The organism is Streptomyces sp. CT34, assembly GCF_000805335.1.
GTDB lineage: Bacteria > Actinomycetota > Actinomycetes > Streptomycetales > Streptomycetaceae > Streptomyces.
In genome coordinates this window covers 7,568,859-7,587,345 of the sequence record NZ_KN708638.1, presented here as the reverse complement: position 1 = coordinate 7,587,345, position 18,487 = coordinate 7,568,859, and the positions used below count along the sequence as shown (strand labels likewise).

15 protein-coding genes and 1 riboswitch are annotated in these 18,487 nt (G+C 73.2%); of the genes, 11 read left to right on the top strand and 4 right to left on the bottom strand.

Annotated elements, in window-relative coordinates:
- Positions 1 to 256 precede the first annotated feature (256 nt).
- Positions 257 to 431, top strand: a riboswitch (M-box (ykoK) riboswitch).
- A 302-nt stretch (positions 432 to 733) separates the two neighbouring features.
- Together RZ84_RS32970 and RZ84_RS32965 are read left to right on the top strand one after the other, a co-directional pair.
- Positions 734 to 2,389 carry an NRAMP family divalent metal transporter gene (locus tag RZ84_RS32970; RefSeq protein WP_043268140.1) on the top strand — a complete coding sequence of 552 codons (1,656 nt, stop codon included), beginning with the start codon at positions 734 to 736 and terminating at the stop codon, positions 2,387 to 2,389.
- Between the two features lie 88 nt (positions 2,390 to 2,477).
- Positions 2,478 to 3,209 carry an MgtC/SapB family protein gene (locus RZ84_RS32965; RefSeq protein WP_043268138.1) on the top strand — a complete coding sequence of 244 codons (732 nt, stop codon included), beginning with the start codon at positions 2,478 to 2,480 and terminating at the stop codon, positions 3,207 to 3,209.
- Between the two features lie 598 nt (positions 3,210 to 3,807).
- Here RZ84_RS32965 and RZ84_RS32960 read toward each other — a convergent pair.
- Positions 3,808 to 5,163, bottom strand: a complete 1,356-nt coding sequence (locus tag RZ84_RS32960; protein ID WP_043268136.1) for a wax ester/triacylglycerol synthase family O-acyltransferase — start codon at positions 5,161 to 5,163, stop codon at positions 3,808 to 3,810.
- A gap of 1,555 nt (positions 5,164 to 6,718) precedes the next feature.
- Between RZ84_RS32960 and RZ84_RS32950 the strand changes: the two genes are divergently transcribed.
- Entirely contained in the window at positions 6,719 to 7,360 is a 642-nt protein-coding gene (locus tag RZ84_RS32950) for a TetR/AcrR family transcriptional regulator (RefSeq protein ID WP_043268134.1), read from the top strand.
- 33 nt (positions 7,361 to 7,393) lie between these two features.
- Here RZ84_RS32950 and RZ84_RS32945 read toward each other — a convergent pair whose 3' ends face one another.
- On the bottom strand, positions 7,394 to 8,230 hold the full coding sequence (locus tag RZ84_RS32945) for a DUF6214 family protein (protein WP_052230338.1): 837 nt from the start codon (positions 8,228 to 8,230) through the stop codon (positions 7,394 to 7,396).
- Positions 8,231 to 8,368: 138 nt separating this feature from the next.
- On the opposite strand from RZ84_RS32945, the gene RZ84_RS32940 reads away from it, so the two are divergent.
- Entirely contained in the window at positions 8,369 to 9,742 is a 1,374-nt protein-coding gene (locus tag RZ84_RS32940) for an FAD-dependent oxidoreductase (RefSeq protein WP_043268131.1), read from the top strand.
- A gap of 20 nt (positions 9,743 to 9,762) precedes the next feature.
- On the opposite strand, the gene RZ84_RS32935 is transcribed toward RZ84_RS32940, so the two are convergent.
- On the bottom strand, positions 9,763 to 10,134 hold the full coding sequence (locus tag RZ84_RS32935) for an ArsR/SmtB family transcription factor (RefSeq protein WP_043268129.1): 372 nt from the start codon (positions 10,132 to 10,134) through the stop codon (positions 9,763 to 9,765).
- Between the two features lie 196 nt (positions 10,135 to 10,330).
- Between RZ84_RS32935 and RZ84_RS32930 the strand changes: the two genes are divergently transcribed.
- The 7 genes from RZ84_RS32930 to RZ84_RS32900 all read left to right on the top strand — a co-directional run bounded on the left by RZ84_RS32930 (position 10,331) and on the right by RZ84_RS32900 (position 17,263).
- Complete coding sequence (locus RZ84_RS32930; RefSeq protein WP_043268127.1) at positions 10,331 to 11,434, top strand: NADH:flavin oxidoreductase/NADH oxidase; 1,104 nt, start codon at positions 10,331 to 10,333, stop codon at positions 11,432 to 11,434.
- A 90-nt stretch (positions 11,435 to 11,524) separates the two neighbouring features.
- Positions 11,525 to 12,610 (top strand): WD40/YVTN/BNR-like repeat-containing protein, encoded by a 1,086-nt coding sequence (locus RZ84_RS32925; protein WP_043268125.1) that lies wholly within the window; start codon positions 11,525 to 11,527, stop codon positions 12,608 to 12,610.
- 166 nt (positions 12,611 to 12,776) lie between these two features.
- On the top strand, positions 12,777 to 13,454 hold the full coding sequence (locus RZ84_RS32920; protein WP_043268123.1) for a uracil-DNA glycosylase: 678 nt from the start codon (positions 12,777 to 12,779) through the stop codon (positions 13,452 to 13,454).
- 40 nt (positions 13,455 to 13,494) lie between these two features.
- Positions 13,495 to 14,466, top strand: a complete 972-nt coding sequence (locus RZ84_RS32915) for an LURP-one-related family protein (protein WP_043268121.1) — start codon at positions 13,495 to 13,497, stop codon at positions 14,464 to 14,466.
- Positions 14,467 to 14,527: 61 nt separating this feature from the next.
- Positions 14,528 to 15,532 (top strand): N-acetylglucosamine kinase, encoded by a 1,005-nt coding sequence (locus RZ84_RS32910; protein ID WP_043271574.1) that lies wholly within the window; start codon positions 14,528 to 14,530, stop codon positions 15,530 to 15,532.
- Between the two features lie 183 nt (positions 15,533 to 15,715).
- Positions 15,716 to 16,582 carry a sirohydrochlorin chelatase family protein gene (locus RZ84_RS32905; RefSeq protein WP_043268119.1) on the top strand — a complete coding sequence of 289 codons (867 nt, stop codon included), beginning with the start codon at positions 15,716 to 15,718 and terminating at the stop codon, positions 16,580 to 16,582.
- A 330-nt stretch (positions 16,583 to 16,912) separates the two neighbouring features.
- The gene (locus RZ84_RS32900; RefSeq protein ID WP_043268118.1) at positions 16,913 to 17,263 is read left to right on the top strand and encodes a nuclear transport factor 2 family protein; all 351 of its coding nucleotides are present in this window, start codon (positions 16,913 to 16,915) and stop codon (positions 17,261 to 17,263) included.
- A gap of 41 nt (positions 17,264 to 17,304) precedes the next feature.
- Here RZ84_RS32900 and RZ84_RS32895 read toward each other — a convergent pair whose 3' ends face one another.
- The gene (locus tag RZ84_RS32895) at positions 17,305 to 18,381 is read right to left on the bottom strand and encodes a lactonase family protein (RefSeq protein WP_043271572.1); all 1,077 of its coding nucleotides are present in this window, start codon (positions 18,379 to 18,381) and stop codon (positions 17,305 to 17,307) included.
- Between the last annotated feature and the right edge of the window lie 106 nt (positions 18,382 to 18,487).

The window sequence follows — 18,487 nt, the reverse complement described above, 5'->3', positions numbered from 1 at the left end:
GGCCCGCCTCCTCTATGCCCGCGACCGCGGGCGCCAGCAGCGCCTCGATACGGGCCAGCCGCTCGGAGTCGACGTTGCCCGGCCGGCCGGGCTCGGGATGGTGGGACATGCGGCTCATGCTCGCCGCCGACCACGGCAGGTGTCCAGCAACCGAACTGTGGGGGAGCCCACTCCTGACCTCCGGGTTAAGAGTCGGTCAAAAGGTTGCGTTCTCGCGCAAGCGTGGGTCTACACTCGTAAAAGTTTTGCAGAGAAGAGGTCACCTCGTTCGGTGAGGCGTCTTCACGGACACAGGCCACTGACCCCACGACGTCGAGAGACGCCCAGGTTCAGGACAGGTCTCCCCGGCCTAAGGGGTGACCCCAAGTGGCTGCCCCCGCGAAAGGGATTACGCCGTGGAGTGCCAAAGCTCTGACGAGTTGGGGTGAACCAGTCGACGGAGACTGGTCCGCTCCTTGCCGAGTCGACGACGGCGTACGGCGCCCCGGCCGGAAGGAGGCGAGAGACATGGATTGCAGTTGCAGTAGTCCGGGCCATCATCGGCCCGCCATCCGCCTGTCCTCGCACTCTTCCGGCACGCGGTAACCACCTTCCCTGCGCGGCCTTCCCGCCGTGACGCACCCCCGCACGGCCCCGAGCCGTGACGGGCCGCCGTGCTGCGCTCCGCGCAGGGGGGATGACTGCCGCGTGCCCCCCAACACCTCCCCCTCCGGGGGGACTTGGGAGGTACGCCATGACCGACACGACGATTCGCACCGCGGTCCCGACCCGGCAGTCCACCGCCGTTCTCGATGACGCGCACGTAGGCGACATCCGCGGCGCGCTGGGCACCATCAAGCTCGACGACACCGCACCCCGCACCGGCCTGTCAGCCAAGCTCAAGACCCTCCTGGCCATCGTCGGCCCCGGCCTGATCGTCATGGTCGGCGACAACGACGCCGGCGCCTTCGCCACCTACGGCCAGGCCGGGCAGAACTACGGCACCAGCCTGCTGTGGACCCTGCTCCTGCTCATCCCCGTCCTCTACGTCAACCAGGAAATGGTGCTGCGCCTCGGCGCCGTCACCGGCGTAGGACATGCGCGGCTGATCCTGGAGCGGTTCGGGAAATTCTGGGGCGCCTTCTCCGTCATCGACCTCTTCCTCCTCAACGCCCTCACCCTCGTCACCGAATTCATCGGCATCACCCTGGCCGCCGGCTACCTCGGCCTGCCCAAGGCCGGCGCGGTGATCCTCGCCGCCGCCATCATCATCGCCTCCGCCTTCACCGGCTCCTTCCAACGCTTCGAACGCATCGCCATCGCCCTGTGCGCAGCCTCCCTCCTCCTCGTCCCCATCTACTTCATGGCCCACCCCGCCACCTCCCAGATGGCCCGCGACTTCGTCGTACCCACCATCCCCGGCGGCACCGGCCAACTCTCCACCGTCATGCTGCTGATCATCGGCATCGTCGGCACCACCGTCGCCCCCTGGCAGCTGTTCTTCCAGCAGTCCTACGTCATCGACAAGCGCATCACCCCCCGCTTCATGCGCTACGAAAAAGCCGACCTGTGGATCGGCATCGCCATCGTCGTCATCGGCGCCGCCGCCATGATGGGCTTCACCGCCGCCGCCTTCGCCGGGACGAAGGGCTTCGGCAACTTCACCGACGCGGCAGGACTGGCCACCGGTCTCGAAGCACACGCCGGCAAACTCGCCGGCGTCCTGTTCGCCATCGCGCTGCTCGACGCCTCGATCATCGGCGCCTTCGCCGTCTCCCTCTCCACCGCCTACGCCATCGGCGACGTCCTCGGCATCAAGCACTCCCTGCACCGCGGCATCAAAGGCGCCAAAGGCTTCTACGCCGTCTACGCAGGACTCGTCGCCACCGCCGCCACCATCGTCCTGATCCCCGGCTCCCCCCTCGGCCTGCTCACCGAAGGCGTGCAAACCCTCGCCGGAGTCCTCCTCCCCTCCGCCACCGTCTTCCTCCTCCTGCTCTGCAACGACCGCGCCGTCCTCGGCCCCTGGACCAACGGCCCGAAAACCAACGCCTTCACCGCCGCAGTGGTCGGCATCCTCGTCACCTTGTCCATCATCCTGACCGCCTCCGTCCTCTTCCCCGACATCAGCGCGACCACCATCCTCGACATCATGGCCGCCTGCGGCATCGCCGGAGTCCTCGCGATCGGCTACGCGGAGGTCCGCCGCCGGAGCAAGGGCTGGGCCCTCGGCGGCCGGCCGGTCAACCGCAGCGGCAGGGACGACTGGCGGATGCCCCCGCTGGAGACCCTGCCGAAGCCGATCTTCTCCACCGGCCGCAAGATCGGTATGGGCGCCCTGCGGACGTATCTGCTCATCGCGATGGTCCTGGTCGTGATCAAGATCGTCGAGGTCGCTCTGCACCAGTAGGCGCCCAACGCCCGCTCCCCCGCTCCCCCGCACGGGAGCAACTGCCCCGTCCCGCAACCGTGGTCCCGGCCACCGAAGGAGGTGCACCATGCACACCCTCACCGTCATCGACTTCCTGATCCGGCTCGCCACCGGAGTCGCCTGTGGCGCGCTGATCGGCGTCGAGCGCCAATGGCGCGCCCGGATGGCGGGGCTGCGCACCAACGCACTGGTGGCCGCGGGCGCGACCCTGTTCGTCCTCTACAGCACGGCCGTCGGCGACTCGGGCAGCCCGACCCGCGTGGCGTCCTACGTCGTCTCCGGTATCGGCTTCCTCGGCGGTGGGGTGATCCTGCGCGACGGGGCGGGGGTGCGCGGGCTCAACACCGCGGCCACGCTGTGGTGTTCCGCGGCGGTCGGCGTGCTGGCCGCCTCCGGCCGGCTGGCGCTCGCCGTCCTGGGCACCCTCGCGGTCCTGGCCGTGCACCTCGTACTGCGCCCGGCCGGGCGGCTGCTGGACCGGGCCCCGTCCTCCGGGTCCGACCCGGACGCGGCCGTCCACGCCACCGTCCACGTGGTCTGCGAGCGCCGCGCCGAGACGCACATCCGCGCCCTCCTCCTCCAGGCGCTGACCGCCTCCGGGCTGACCCCCACCGGCCTCCGGGCCAGCCGCGAGTCGGAGGACACCACCGGCTTCCGCGCCGCGGTCACCGTCTCCGGCGACATCGCCCAGGCCTTGGAGCAGGTCATCACCCGCCTTTCGCTGGAGCCCGGCGTGCGGGACCTGCACTGGCACCTCAGCGACGGCGAAGTCACCGCGGAGCAGCGGGTATTGGCCTGATCAATCCGGCTGTCCGCCGCGGTCCGGCCTTCTGACGGGGGCCGGACCGCGGCGGATTCTCTACCGCGCGGATACGGAAGAGGGACGGCAGCGCGGTCCGGAGACGGTACGACGAGCTTGCCCCCCGCCCTGACCACAGCAAACGCCATCGCACGTCCCTACTCCCCCGGCTGCCCGGCGAGATGATGTCGTCCACCGGGCAGCGCAGGCGGTCCGAGCCGAGCTCGGCGGCATGTTCGCGGACATCTGCGCCACAGCCTGCCGCAGCCCCTCGGTGCCACCGTTCTCGTCGTCGGTCTGACCGGCGAGCGCCTTGGACCACTCGAAGATGGTGTGCCGGTCGGCTCGCGGATGCGCATCACCTGGGCGACCACGACCAGCGGCAGCTTCGCGGCGACGCTCTGGACGACGTCCGACTCCCCCTGCCCGGCGCCGGCCCTGACGGGTCGGTCCCCGGCGACAGTTCGGTATCGCCCAGTGGCTTGTCGCCTTCAGGCGACGTCCGCCGGCGCTGTCGGTGCGTGTGCGTGTGCGTGTACGCAGCGGCGCACGGAGGGTAGGGGTGACTGATCTTTCGATCGCCGGAAGGAGGACTGGTTCAGGTGTCGCAGACGGCGACCAGCTCGGCGGCCTCTTCCGCGATCGAGCGGGCAAGCAGGTCCAGGTCGGGTACCGCGACGGCGTCGGCGAGCAGGCCGTAGCAGACACGGTCCTCGTAGGTGGTGATACCCACGGCGAGGGACTGCCCGGGTGCGAGCGGGGCGAGCGGGTAGGCATCGCGGACGGGGCTGTCCGCGAGAGTGAGGCCGTGGGCGCCACGCAGCGGGACGCTGGAGACGAGCAGGTCGTAGAAGAGGCGGCCCGAGCGGGCGATCAGGCCGCCACCGAAGCGGTTGCCGAGGGGTGGGATGACGTCGGCGAGCAGCGCGGCGGCGCCCGGGCCGCTGGCGGGCCCCGCCTGCTTGTTGCGCTCCATGGCCGCACGCACCGCGCGCAGGCGGGCGAGGGGCTCGGCCTCGTCGACGGGGAGCCGGGCCAGGTAGCCGGAGAGCCGGTTGCCCGAGGCGCCCGGATCTCTCGGGTCGCGCAGCGACACGGGGACGAGGGCGCGGGGGCGTACGCCGTCGCTGTCGTCGCCGCGCTTGTCGAGCCAGCGCCGCAGGGCGCCCGCGACCACGGCGAGGAGGACGTCGTTGACGGTGCCGCCCGTTGAGTCGCGGACGCGGTTCACGTCGCGCAGGTCGACGACCGCGCCGTCGGCGCGGCGAGCGCCGGTGGCGCGGGAGGTCAGAGCGGGCGAGGAGTGCACGTCCCAGGCGGCGCGGACCATGGCGGAGCCGATGGACAGGGCCCGTCCGGCGTCGGTGACGGCGCCGCGTACCAGGCCCGGCAGCGTGCGTGGATCGGGCAGGCGCAGCCCGGAGCCGTTCTTCCTCGGCCGTGGTACTTCGGCCGCGGCGGGTGCCCGGTCGGCGTCGGTGGGTGTCCCGTCGGCGTCGGTGGGGTCCAGGAGCGACAGGACGTACGACGCCGCGCGCATGCCGTCCGCGTGGGCGTGGTGGAACGTGAACAGGACGGCGAAGGACGTACCGTCCGCGCCGGGCAGCACGTGTGCGGCCCACGGTGGCCGCCCGCGATCGAGGGGCTGCTGCATCAGGGTCCCGGCGGCTGCGCAGAAGTCCCGCACGGGCGCGGCGAGGTGTACGTGGTCCAACGGGTCGTAGTCGGGGGTGACATGGCGGGCGGCGGCGCCGACGGGGAGCCAGACGGGGCGGATGCGGGTGTTCAGGCCCGGTGTGCGGGCGGCGCGGGCGGCGAGCAGCCTGGCGGCACGCTGGGCGGCGTCCGGGGCGTCGGCGTCGAAGACGACGAGCCCGCCCATGTGCAGGGGGTGGCCGGCGGACTCGATGCTCCAGAAGGCGAGGTCGAGCGGGGTGAGCAGTTCGGGAGCCACTTCACAGGTCACGTGTTCTCCGAGGTCACGGGGCATGGGCACGCTCGCGCGTCGGGTGGGCCGGGGACGGCGCTGCTGGTCGTAAGCAAGCAAAAGTCAATCGCCGTCGGTCGACTACCGTCAAGTACGGCCAATACACGCTGCGTTAACGACACGTGAAGTCCCGGCCGATTTCAGCCCTTCCCAACTCCCCCCTGGCGGCGCCCGTTCCCGGGTTGTCGCGCCCGACCACCGCGTCGGCCCCGCGCTCTTCTTGTCCGGATCCGCCCCCTGGGGCAGTGGCTTACGCGGCGGGGCGCCGTGGCGGGCGGTCGCCGAAGCAGCAGTCCCCGCGCACGCCGCCGTTCGGGCAGCGGTAGCGCAGGCAGCGGGCGCGGCGGCGGAAGGCGGCGCTCGTAAGGGTGCCTGCGTCCCGGAGGTCGGGGTGCGCGAACAGGCCGGTGGCGAAAGCGCGAGGGCGCGAGGGCGCGGGCGAACGCCTCGGGGTGGCCCGATCTCCGTGACCCGGTGTCGAGTTCGCGGACCGCCGGCGAGCGCCGAGCCTGCGTTGCCCCGCAGGAGCCGGGCGGAGACGCGGTAGTGCGTGCGCAGCGAGTCCGCTAGGGGGGCGGGATGGCCGTCCTGCACGGCGGTGCGGAGTGGCGCGGCGTCGGCGTCGGCGGGGACGCCGGGCACGGTGCCGCCGGTCAGCCACAGGTGGTCGGGCGAGGCACCGTCCGCATCCCAGCGCGGCCGACCCGGGGCGACGCCGGGCACCACACGTGCAGTGCCACGCAGCCAGGGGCCACCAACCAGAGGCGGGCGGCGAGCCCGAGTTGGGCCACGGACACGGCGATCCGCGCCTCGGGTGCCCCGAGCCGGGCCGCGACCTTCTCGACACGGAATCGGAGGGCCTCGCTCCCCTCCGCGTGGCCCGCGTACACGTGCGCCGGTGGCACCGTCCACGTGCCGAGGGGCGGCTCCCCGGGCGCGCAGCGCGAAGAAGCCGCCGACGGGTCCGGCCTGATCCAACGCCACCTGATCCAGAGGCCGTTCGGGGAGAGTGGTCACGGAGAGCAGTGCCGCAAGGCAGCCAAGAGCCCCTGCCGCAGCCTCCTCGCGGAGTGCGCGGCTGCAGACCGCATCCGAACCGCCGACCGCAGAGCCGGACGGCATGAGGTGAATCGTGACGCAAGCGATCAAGCCGGCGAACCCGCACGGCCAACACCGCTGGACGGCTACGGCCACGGCCACCCGCGATCGACCTGCAGGAGCCCCGAAGGGGCCTGACAGCACATCAGGAATGTCGGCGACGAGTCAGCAACGAGTCAGCAAGACATGATCAGATTCGTTCAGAGATGAGCGAACCTGCAACCCGACGTGAACCGAGGTTAACCCCATGACCTGGCAAGACCCTGGTCACGAGGCCAACCTCGGCCCCTTCCCACCCGGTTCGGGCGATCCCCCGCGTCGCCCGAACCAGGCAGCCTGGCCGGATTTCCGAACCCCTCGGGTCGGACATCCCCAGCTGCGCTGAGTATATTGGCTCTCAGCCAGTCAACGCAGGAGTTACAGGATGTCCCCCCGCAGCGCATCGGTCAATGAAGAATTGCGACGGCGCTCCCGCGAGCGGCTGTTGCAGGCGACGGTCGAGCTGGTGGGCGAGCGTGGCTACGAGGCCACGACGCTGGGCGACATCGCCCAGCGAGCGGGGGCCGCGCGCGGGTTGATCTCGTACTACTTCCCCAGCAAGCACCAGTTGCTCCAGTCCGCAGTGCACCGGCTGATGCACCGCACGCTCCAGGCAGCGCTGGAGCGGGCACCGCGACCCGTCGGGCCGGACGCGGGGCGGGAGTTGATGGCCCGTGCCATCGACGCGATTCTGGGCCTCGCCCACGACGAGCCGCTGCTGATGCGCACGCACATGGCGGGGATCCTGACCGCCGCGGGCTTCGTGCAGTGCCCCGAACAGCAGCGGCTGGCCCAGCTGTTGAGGGACACGGTGGTGGCATACGGGTCGACCGATCCCGACACCGACTATCCGCTACTGCGGGCGCTGCTGATGGGGTCGGTGGTGCCCATGCTCCTCCCGGGAGCACAGATGCCGCGTGTACGGCTGCGCGCCGAGCTGTTCCAACGCTACGGGCTTGAATGGGAGTTGGGGGTGCCGCCCGGTGAGCGGCCACCCGCCGGGTCGACGACGCAGGGGCCGCGCTAGGGCGCGGGCCCGGCGCCGGCCGGCGATGCGCACCTAGCGCTTGTTGTGGCGCGGTGTCAGCAGGCCGGCGTCGCGGGCCCCGGCGATCAGGCGCAGCGCTCGGCGGCGGTTGCGGCCGGTGGCGGTCATGACGGCCAGTACGGGATCCCGGCCTTCCTTCTGAGCCGCACGGTAGGCGTCCGCGGCGAGCTTGCGGCGTTCGCTGGCCCGCGATCGCACGAGGACGGCGGAGCGGACGGCGGCGGAGGAGTCGCTCACCGCCGCGGCATCGGTGGCGCCGGCGGTGGCAGCGGTGTCGGCGGTACCGGCGGCGTCGGCGGCGTCACCGGGGTGGGCCGGATCGGACGGTGCATCGGGGTCGGCCGCCTCCGGCACCGGGTCGGCCGGCGCGCCCAGCGGGGTGCCGGTGTCCGTCTCGCAGAGTGCGCCCTCACCGCGGACCACGTCCTCGGCCGGTGCCCCGTCCCGTGAAGTCCCCGCCCGCTGCTCCCCCGGCAGCGTCCCGCCGTCGCCGCTCCCCGCCGCCGCGCCCGCTGTCGGTTCCGGGACGGGCGGGGACTTCGGGGGGCGGCCGGTGGCCGCGCGGCAGGCGTCGTCGAGGGGGCCGTCGATCCAGCGGGCGAGGGCGGCGAGCGCGTCCAGGGTCAGCGGGGGGTCGGCGCGTACGTCCTCGACGGTGAGGTGGTCGTCGGAGGCCGTCACCAGGACATCGATCCGGGCGCCGTCGGCGAAGGTGAGCCGGGCGCTGAACCAGGGGCCCAGTTCGGGCGCGGCCGAGCCGTGGGCCCGAAGTTCCCAACTGGGCCACTCCAATGCCGCGTCCTGGGCTTTATATCGGTGATTAACGGTATAAAAGTCACTTTCCGACACAAAAAAAACCTAGCCTCCAGCCGACCCGGCCAAGGGGCGCGGCACGCTCATCGGACCGGGAGCAACCCCGATAGCTCAGCTCTCCCGCCGCACGCCCGTCGGTGCGATCCTGGGGGTACTCCGCGGAAGGGGCCACCCGTGCTTCGTGTCGCAGTGATCGGTTCCGGACCGAGCGGTGTCTACACCGCCCAGTCGCTGGTCGGGCAAGAGGCCGTCCCGGGCATCGAGGTCTATGTCCTGGACCGGCTGCCCTGCCCGTACGGCCTGGTGCGTTACGGCGTGGCACCGGACCACGAGAAGATCAAATCGCTGCAGAACAACCTGCGGACGGTGCTGGAGCATCCACGGGTGCACTTCCTGGGGAACGTGGAAGTGGGCGCCCGGGGGGTGAGCCTTGAGGAGTTGCGCAAGATCTTCCACGCGGTGGTGTTCTGCGTGGGCGCGGCCACCGACCGGCAGCTGGGCATCCCCGGCGAGGGGCTGCCCGGCAGCCATTCGGCCACCGAGTTCGTCGCCTGGTACAGCGCGCATCCCGACGCGCCGGCCGCAGGCTTCACGCTGGGGGCGCGCTCCGCCGTCGTGATCGGCGTGGGGAACGTGGCGGTGGACGTGGCGCGGATGCTGTCCCGGGGCGCCGCCGAACTCGCCGCCACCGACATGCCGCAGGGGGCGCTGGGCGCGGTCGCGGACAGCTGTGTCGAGGACGTCTGGATGGTCGGCCGGCGCGGGCCCTCGCAGGCGAAGTTCACCACCAAGGAGCTGCGGGAGCTGGGGTCGCTGCCCGGCACGCAGGTGCGGGTGCGGCCCGAGGAGCTGGCGCTGGACCCGGCGTACCGCGATCCGGCGGAGCTGCCGGCGCCGCTGCGGCGCAACGTGGAGGTGCTGCGCGGCTGGGCCGAGCGTCCGGTGGCCAGGGCCGCCGGGGTGGGGCGGCTGCACCGGATCCATCTGCGATTCTTCCTGCGGCCGGTCGAGCTGCTCGGGGACGAGGCCACCGGGGTGCGCGCGGTGCGGTTCGAGCGGACCGTGCCCGACGGGCGGGGCGGGGTCACGGGAACGGGTGAATTCGAGGACATCGAGGGGCAGTTGGTGCTGCGCTCGGTCGGCTACCGGGGGCTGCCGCAGCCGGGGCTGCCGTTCGACGAGGCGACCGGGACGGTGCCGCACCTGGGCGGGCGGGTCCTGCGGGACGGTACGCCGGACCCCGGTGTCTACGTAGCGGGCTGGATCAAGCGCGGCCCCACCGGGGTGATCGGCACCAACCGGCCGTGCGCCAAGGAGACCGCGGCCTCGCTGCTGGCCGATGCCGCCGATCTGGCACGGCGGTTGCCGGCCGGGGACCCGGTGGCGGCGCTGGAGCGGGCCGGGCAGCGGCCGGTGCCCTGGCGCGGCTGGCTGGCCATCGAGGCCGCGGAGGCGGAGTGGGGCCGCGGCCTGGGGCGCGGAACGGTCAAACTGTCGGACTGGGAGGGGCTGTTGACGGCGGCGCGCTCGGTGATGGTCGGCCGCTGAGGCGGGCGCAAGCCTGTCGGTCACCCCTTGCCGAGGCGGCGCTCCTGGAGCCCGGCGGCCCGCAGGACACCGTCGATCAGACCGGGGAACAGCTCCTCCAGATCGGCCCGGCGCAGCCCGTTCATCTTGGCCGTACCCCGGTAGATCTGCTGGATGACGCCGTGCTCGCGCAGCACCCGGAAGTGGTGCGTACAGGTCGACTTGCTGACCGGGAGCTCGATGTCCGCGCAGTTCAGCTCGCCCTCGGCGGCGGCCAGCGCGCAGACGATCCGCAGCCGCATCGGGTCGGCGAGGGCGTGCAGCACATCGGCGAGCCGGATGTCCTCGCGGGCCGGGTGCGGGAGCGACCGGGAGCCCGAGGGGGTGCCCGTCGCTGTCGTAACGGTCGGCATGGCTGCTCCTGAGCTGCGGATCCGGCGACCGGCGGCGCGCTCGCCCGCAATCTCGGGGCGGGCGCCGCGGCCTCTGAGGGATCCATTGTACGAGAGACATCGTAGTTTGACATTCACCGTACTACGACGTCTATCGTATGAGCAGGGTTCCAGCGGGACCCCGGACCACCCCTCCCCCCAGGTACAGGAGCCTGCCGTGAGCGCACTCTTCGAGCCCCTCCGCCTTCGGTCGCTGACCATCCCGAACCGCCTCTGGATGGCCCCCATGTGCCAGTACTCGGCGGAGCCCGAGGGCCCGGCCGCGGGCGCACCCGGCGACTGGCACTACCAGCACCTGGTGGCGCGCGCGGCGGGCGGAACCGGCCTGATCCTCACCGAGGCGACCGCGGTACGCCCCGAAGGGCGCATCAGCCCGTACGACCTCGGACTGTGGAACGACACCCAGACCGAGGCGTTCCGCCGGATCACCGACGCCCTCAAGGAGCAGCGCAGCGTCCCCGGCATCCAGATAGCGCACGCCGGACGCAAGGCGTCGACCGAGCGGACCTGGGTGAACCGCGGCGGCCCGATCCGCCCCGGTGACGGCTACGGCTGGCAGCCGGTCGGCCCGAGCCCGCTGCCGTTCGCGGACGGGTTCAGCACGCCCACGGAGCTGTCCCGGGAGGAGATCGGCGAGATCGTCGCCGCTTTCGCGGACACCGCCCGCCGGGCGCTGGCGGCCGGCTTCGAGGTGGCCGAGATCCACGGCGCGCACGGCTACTTGATCAACCAGTTCCTCTCCCCGTACAGCAACCGGCGCACCGACGAGTACGGCGGCTCGTACGAGAACCGGACGCGCCTGGCACTGGAGATCGTGGACGCCGTCCGGGCGGTGTGGCCCGAGGAGCTGCCGCTCTTCTTCCGGATCTCGGCGACCGACTGGCTCAGCGAGGACGAGTCCGACGACCGCGAGGGCTGGACGGCGGACGACACGGTGCGCTTCGCCCGGGACCTCGAGGAGCACGGAGTCGACCTGCTGGACACCTCCACGGGCGGCAACGCCCCGGACGCCCGGATCAGCACCGGGCCGAACTACCAGGTGCCGTTCGCCGAGCGGGTCAAGAAGGAGACCGGCCTCGCGGTGGGCGCCGTGGGGCTGATCACCGAGGCGCAGCAGGCGGAGAAGATCGTCGTGGAAGGCCGGGCCGACGCCGTGCTGATCGGCCGCGAACTGCTCCGCTCGCCGAGCTTCGCGCAGCACGCCGCCCGTGAACTCGGCGCCGCGGCGCATGTCCCGAATCCGTACCACCGGGCCGTCTGACCTGCGCGGACACCGTACGGGACGCCGTTGTCAGTGCCGGGGTGCACACTGACGACAGCTGAGACAACGGCGTCTTGGAGGTGTTCCGGCATGACTGAGGTACTACTCGGGGTGGGCACGCGCAAAGGGCTCTTCATCGGCCGCCGGCGGGGCGGCAGATGGGATCTGAGCGGCCCGCACTTCCCCGCGCAGGCGGTGTACTCCCTCGCGATCGACACCCGCCGCGAGCGCCCCCGGCTGCTGGCCGGAGCGGACAGCGCCCACTGGGGCCCGTCGGTGTTCCACTCCGACGACCTGGGCGAGACCTGGCAGGAGCCGCCCCGCCCGGCCGTGAAGTACCCGGAGTACACCGGGACTTCGCTGGAGCGGGTGTGGCAGCTGCATCCGGCCGGCCCCGCGGCGCCCGATGTGGTGTACGCGGGCACCGAGCCCGGCGGCCTGTTCCGTTCCGAGGACGGCGGCGAGACCTTCACCCTCGTACGGGCCCTGTGGGACCACCCGAGCCGCGAGAAGTGGGTGCCGGGCGGCGGCGGGCTCGCCGTCCACACGGTGGTCACCGATCCGCGGGCCGCCGACGTGGTCACCGTCGCGGTCTCCGCGGCCGGGGTGTTCCGCACCGTCGACGGCGGCGCCAGCTGGACGCCGTCCAACAAGGGCGTGAAGGCCGTCTTCCTGCCCGACCAGCACCCCGAGTTCGGCCAGTGCGTCCACAAGATCGCCCAGGATCCGGTCGACCGCGACCGGCTCTATCTCCAGAACCACTGGGGCGTCTACCGCAGCGACGACGCCGGCACCACGTGGACGGACATCGGCGGCGGACTGCCCTCGGACTTCGGCTTCGCGGTGGCCGCGCACCCGCGCAGAGGCGATGTCGCCTACCTCTTCCCGATCACCGCCGACATCGACCGGGTGCCGGCCGGGCACCGCTGCCGGGTGTACCGCACGGGCGACGCGGGTGGCAGCTGGGAGCCGCTGAGCGACGGCCTCCCGCGGGAGGACCACTACGGCACGGTGCTCAGGGACGCCCTGTCCGTCGACGACGCCGACCCCGCCGGGGTGTATTTCGGCAACCGCAACGGCGAGGTGTACGCCAGTGCCGACGACGGCGACAGCTGGCGGCAGCTCGCCTCCCACCTGCCCGATGTGCTGTGCGTCCGCGCAGCCGCCGTCGCGTGAGCCGGCCGTGCCGGGGATGACCGGGCGGCTCGGGCCAACGTGGCCGAGATGGACGGGAGTTGTGAGAGCGGGCGGGGTGCCGGGAGGGATATCCGGCGCTCCGGTACGGGTCCGGGCCAGGGCCTGCGGTTGAAAGGAAACGGGTTCCGGCCAGTAGGGTGATGCCGTGGCTGCACGACCTCTCCAAGACATCGTCGAACCAGGCTGGGCCAAGGCACTTGAGCCGGTCGCCGGACGGATCGCCGCGATGGGCGACTTCCTGCGGGCGGAGATCGCCGCGGGACGGACCTACCTCCCGGCCGGCAACAACGTTCTGCGCGCCTTCCAGCAACCCTTCGATGAGGTGCGGGTGCTCATCGTCGGACAGGATCCCTACCCCACTCCGGGGCATGCGGTCGGGCTGAGTTTCTCCGTGGCGCCGGACGTCCGCCCGCTGCCCGGGAGCCTGGAGAACATCTTCCGCGAGATGCACTCCGACCTGGGGCTGCCCCGGCCGTCCAACGGCGATCTGACCCCGTGGACCCGGCAGGGCGTACTCCTGCTGAACAGAGCGCTGACCACGGCGCCGCGCAAACCGGCCGCGCACCGCGGCAAGGGCTGGGAGGAGGTCACCGAGCAGGCCATCCGCGCGCTGGTGACCCGCGGGAGCCCGCTGGTGGCGGTGCTGTGGGGGCGCGACGCGCGGAATCTGCGGCCCCTGCTCGGCGACCTGCCGGCCGTCGAGTCGGCACACCCCTCCCCCATGTCCGCGGACCGGGGCTTCTTCGGCTCCCGGCCGTTCAGCCGGGTCAACGATCTCCTGGTGCGGCAGGGGGCGCAGCCGGTGGACTGGCGGCTGCCCTGAGGCCCGGCGGGGCCGCCGGGCGGGCGATAGTGTTCCCGACATGACGCATGCGAACATCCCTGCGGGTTGGTACGCCGACCCGCAGGGCTCCCCCCACCAACTCCGCTGGTGGGACGGCTTCCAGTGGACGGCGCACACCCACCCCGGGCAGCAGGCGCAGGCCGAGGAGCCGGCCGCGCAGCCGCGGGTACCGCAGCAACCGGCACCGCAGCAACAGACGCCACGGCAGGCTCCTCCCCAGCAGGCTCCCGCACAGCAGGTACCCCAGCAGTACGCACCGCAGCCGGCCCCGGCCCCGTACGGCGGGCCGGGCGGGAACCCGGCCGATCTGCACCATCAGGCGCAGCAGCAGGCCGGCATCCGGCGCCAGGTGCAGCAGCAGGCCGGCGTCGCGCCCACGGGGCCGGGCGGCGGCACCCTGTTCACCGAACCGGTGCTGGTGGTCAACCAGAAGGCGAAGCTGATCGAGGTCAGCAACGAGTACGCCGTGCACGACCAGAACGGCAACACCCTCGGCGCGGTCGTCGAGGTGGGGCAGAGCACCGCCAAGAAGATGCTGCGGGCGGTCTCCAGCCTCGACCAGTACATGACTCACAGGCTGGAGATCCGGGACGCCCACGGTCGGCCGCAGCTGGTGTTGACCCGGCCCGCGAAGCTGCTCAAGTCCAAGGTGCTGGTGGCGCGTCCGGACGGCGGGCCGGTCGGCGAGATCGTCCAGCAGAACGCCATCGGGAAGATCAATTTCGCGATGCTGGTCAACGGCGGGCAGGTCGGCGCGATCAAGGCGGAGAACTGGCGCGCCTGGAACTTCGCGATCGTCGACCACGCCGACACCGAGATCGCCCGGATCACCAAGACCTGGGAGGGCCTGGCCAAGACGATGTTCACCACCGCGGACAACTACGTCCTGCAGATCCACCACCAGCTGCCCGACCCGCTGCTGAGCCTGGTCGTCGCCACCGCGCTGACCGTCGACACCGCGCTCAAGCAGGACGCCCGCGGCCTTGGCTGAGCACAGCGGCACGGCCGCCGGACACCCCCGGGGACCCGAGAGCGCCGAGCGTCCCGGGGACCTGGTCCTGGGTGTCGACTCGGGCGGTTCCGGGCTGCGCATCGCCGTCGCCCGGGCCGGCGACCCGCGGGCCCGTCCGCTTGCCACCCACACCTCGCGCGAGCCGGTACGCACCGGCCCCGCCGGCATCGACGCGGACCATATGCTGAGGCAACTGCTGCCCGCCGGCGCGGAGTTGGCGCGCCATGTGGGAACGGACCGGTTCGCCGCGGTGTGCGTGGGCGCCGCGGGGATGGGGACGCTCGGGGACGAGCTGCGCGCCCGGCTGCCCGCCGCCTTCGGGGCGCGGCGGCTCGCCCTCGCCGCGGACGCCGTCACCGCGTACGCGGGGGCGCTCGGCCAGCGGCCCGGCGTCGTGGTCGCCGCGGGCACCGGCATGGTCGCGGTGGGGACGGACCTGACCCCGGCGGGCGGCTGGCGGCGGGCCGACGGCTGGGGCCATCTGCTGGGCGACTGCGGCAGCGGCGCGTGGATCGGGCGCGCCGGGCTGGAGGCCGCGATGCGCGCGTACGACGGGCGGCCCGGCGGCTCGCGGGCCCTGCTGGCCCGTGCGGAGGCGGTGTTCGGGCCGGTGGCCGGACTGCCCGCGGCGCTCTATCCGCGGCCCGACGGGCCCGCGGTGCTGGCCTCGTTCGCGCCCGAGGTCGCGCACTGCGCCGCCGGGGACGCCGGAGACGACGGACGCGCCGGAACCGCCGGAGACACCGTGGCCGCCGGCATCATGGCCGATGCCGCACGCCATATCGCGGATGCCGCCGCGGCGGTCTGCCCACCCGGCACCGGGAGGCCGGTGGCGTGCACCGGCGGCCTGTTCGCCCTCGGGGATCCGCTGCTCTCCCCGCTCCGTACGGCACTCGCCGAACGGCTGCCCGGCGCCCGCCCGGTCACGGCCGCCGGAACCCCGCTCGACGGGGCGCTCACGATCGCCGCCGCACTGGCCACGGACCGCCTGACGCTGCCCGCCGATCCGAGGTTGTTGCAGATCACACGGCCGGGGGCGGGGTAGCCGCCGTGACGCGCGGGATAAATCGGGACGGATACCGCTCGACCGAACCCTCCCTCGGCGGCGGGACACTTCGAGGCGTTAGCATGCGGCGCCATGAGTTCCCCCACTGGGCCCGCACCTGGCTCGCCCGTTTCCGACGCCGAATCCCCGAGCCCGGGAGCCGCACCCGGCCTGCCTGTACGTATGCCGCGCGCGCGGCAGTCCGGCCGCCACCGCAGGCCGGAGCCGCCGGCCGCCCCCGAGGGCGCACCCGCCCTCGTACTGGCCGTGCCCGGCACTCCGACCGCCGACTCGCGCAGCCTGGCGGAGGAGGTCTCCAGCATCGCCCGCTCCGAACTGCCGGGCCTGGACGCGCGGATCGGCTACGTGGACGGCGGCGACGACGAGTTCCCCTCCCTCGAAGCCGTACTGGCGCAGGCCGCCGCCGAGCAGAAGGCCCGGGCCGCCAACGCCGGGCAGCCCGACCCGGGCCCGGCCGCGGTCGTCGTGCCGCTGCTGGCCGGTCCGGACAGCGCCCTGCTGCGCCGGATACGCCAGGCCATCATGAACAGCGCCTCCGCCGCGGAACTGACCGACGTCCTGGGCCCACACCCGCTGCTCGCCGAGGCGCTGCACGTCCGCCTGTCGGAGGCCGGGCTGGCGCGCGCCGACCGCGCCCGGCTGTTCACGGTCGCCACCGCGGCGGACGGCATCATCCTCGCCACCGTCGGCGGCGAGGAGGCGGTGCAGGCCGCCGGGATCACCGGCATGCTGCTCTCCGCCCGGCTGGCCGTGCCGGTTCTGGCCGCCGGGCTGGACGAGGAGGGCGCCATCGCCCGTACCGCCGAGCAGCTGCGCTCGTCCGGCTCGCAGCAGCTGGCGCTGGCCCCGTACCTGATCGGCCCCGAACTCGCCGACGGCCTTCTGGGGGCAGCCGCGGCGGAGGCGGGCTGCGCATCGGCCGAGACGCTGGGCGCGTACGGCACGGTGGGCCGGCTGGTGCTGTCCAACTACGCGGCGGCGGTGGGCATCACGCTGCCGGGCCAGGGTGTGGGGGCACCGGTCCGGTAGGACCGGCCGCGCCGCATGCACCGGGGCCGCCGTCGCGCCGATCGCGCGGGGCGGCCCTCGGCATGTCCGGGGGCGGTGCCGGGGCTCGCCGGGTGACTGCTGCGGGGTGCGGTGCTGCGGGTGCGGCGTCCCGGCCGGACCGGGCGCTGAGCAGCCCAGACGGCCATCAGGCGGCCCGTGGGGCGGCAGGCATCCCCCGGGGCGTCGAAAGGAGTCGCGGGCGCGGGAGCGGGCGGCTCAGCGCCTTCCGGCGGCGGTCCGCGGAGCTGCCCGCACCGCCTCCGCTACGGTCGTGGCGCCGGCCCCGTCCCCCCGACCAGGAGGCAGCCCATGACGCACCGCAGCAACGTGGAGACCGTCCGCGCCGGTTTCGCCGCGTACCTGTCCCAGGACCGCGCCGCCATGGAGCGGCTGCTCGCCGACGAGTTCGTCTTCACCAGCCCGCAGGACGACCACATCGGCAAGGCCGCGTTCCTGGAGGTCTGCTTCCCCACCGCGTACCGGGTCCGCTCCCAGGAACTCCTCGACACCGTCGCCCTCGACGACGAGCAGGTCTTCGTCCGCTACGAGTACGAGCTGACGACCGGGGAACGCCATCGCAACGTGGAGGTGTTGACGGTCCGGGACGGCCGGCTCACCGAGACGCAGGTCTACTTCGGCGGGCGCTTCCCGCAGGAATGACGCCCGCGACCGCCCCGCGCGCCCGGGGCCCGTCGGGCAGGTCAGAGCCGGGCGGTTCCTCGTCCGCCGCGCACGAAGACCACGCACGAGGCTGCCGGCGCCGCGACCGAGCCGCCCCGCGCGGGGACGCCGGTCTCCGGGTCGAGGGTGAACCACGTGACGTCGCCGGAGCGTTCGTTGGCGGCGTAGAGGTGCCGCCCGTCGGGGTGCAGCGCGAGGTCGCGCGGCCAGTGCCCGCCGCAGGGCACGGTCGTGACCAGGGCGGCGGTCGCGGTGCGCGCGTCCAGGGAGAGGACCGCGATGCTGTCGTCGCCCCGGTTGGCGGCCCAGGCGAACCGGCCGTCCGGGGAGATCACCAGGGCGGAGGGGAACGTCGGCCGGGGTTCCGTCGCGCCGTCCCCGCCGCCGACCGCTCCCGCCCGGGTGTCCGGAAGGAGGCGGGTCTCCCCCAGGGGCGTGAGCGAGCCGCGGTCCGCGTCCCAGCGGCAGAGGGTCACCGTCGGGTCGAGTTCGTTGATGACACAGGCGAGGTCGCCGCGCGGGTGGAAGGCGAAATGGCGCGGCCCGCTGCCGGGGCGCAGCCGCGTCTCGTCCCGTACGGTCAGCTCCCCGCTGGCGGCGTCGAGCGCGCAGACCCGGACCGAGTCGGTCCCCAGGTCGACGGCGAGCAGCCACCGGCCACTGGGGTCGGGGCGGACCGCGTGTGCGTGCGGGCCCTCCTGGCGATCCGCCCGGGGGCCGCTGCCCTGGTGTTGCAGGACCCGGGCCGGACCGCCGAGTGTGCCGTCGGCCCGGACGGGGAGCGTACTGAGGCTGCCGGAGCCGTAGTTGGCGGTGACGAGGTGGCCCGCGGCCAGGGTGAGGTGGGTGGGATCGGCGCCGCCCACGGGGACGGCGGGCGCGCGCAGTACGGGTCCCTCGGGCGTCAGGGCGAAGGCGGCGGCAGCACCGTCCGGGGTCTCGCTGACCGCGTAGAGGTGCCGGCCGTCCGAACCCGGCGCCAGATAGGAGGGGTTGGCGAGGGCGTCCGTGGAGTGCAGCGGGGTCAGCGCCCCGGACTCCGGGTCGACGTCCGCAACGGTGATGCCCCGCCCGCCGGCCGCCGTGAACGATCCGATGCAGGCCCGGTACGCCCACCGCCCGCCCGGCGCCGTACCGTCCGCTGCCGCCTGCGCCGTTGACCGCGTCGTCCCCACTGGTCGCCGCCCTTCGTCCGCCCGCCGG

Excerpts from the sequence above, each read along its gene's own strand:
- RZ84_RS32905 (WP_043268119.1), top strand. The coding sequence starts at position 15,716 with ATGCCGCGCGCGCGGCAGTCCGGCCGCCACCGCAGGCCGGAGCCGCCG.
- RZ84_RS32965 (WP_043268138.1), top strand. The coding sequence starts at position 2,478 with ATGCACACCCTCACCGTCATCGACTTCCTGATCCGGCTCGCCACCGGA.
- RZ84_RS32950 (WP_043268134.1), top strand. The coding sequence starts at position 6,719 with ATGTCCCCCCGCAGCGCATCGGTCAATGAAGAATTGCGACGGCGCTCC.
- RZ84_RS32935 (WP_043268129.1), bottom strand. The coding sequence starts at position 10,134 with ATGCCGACCGTTACGACAGCGACGGGCACCCCCTCGGGCTCCCGGTCG.
- RZ84_RS32925 (WP_043268125.1), top strand. The coding sequence starts at position 11,525 with ATGACTGAGGTACTACTCGGGGTGGGCACGCGCAAAGGGCTCTTCATC.
- RZ84_RS32915 (WP_043268121.1), top strand. The coding sequence starts at position 13,495 with ATGACGCATGCGAACATCCCTGCGGGTTGGTACGCCGACCCGCAGGGC.
- RZ84_RS32900 (WP_043268118.1), top strand. The coding sequence starts at position 16,913 with ATGACGCACCGCAGCAACGTGGAGACCGTCCGCGCCGGTTTCGCCGCG.
- RZ84_RS32970 (WP_043268140.1), top strand. The coding sequence starts at position 734 with ATGACCGACACGACGATTCGCACCGCGGTCCCGACCCGGCAGTCCACC.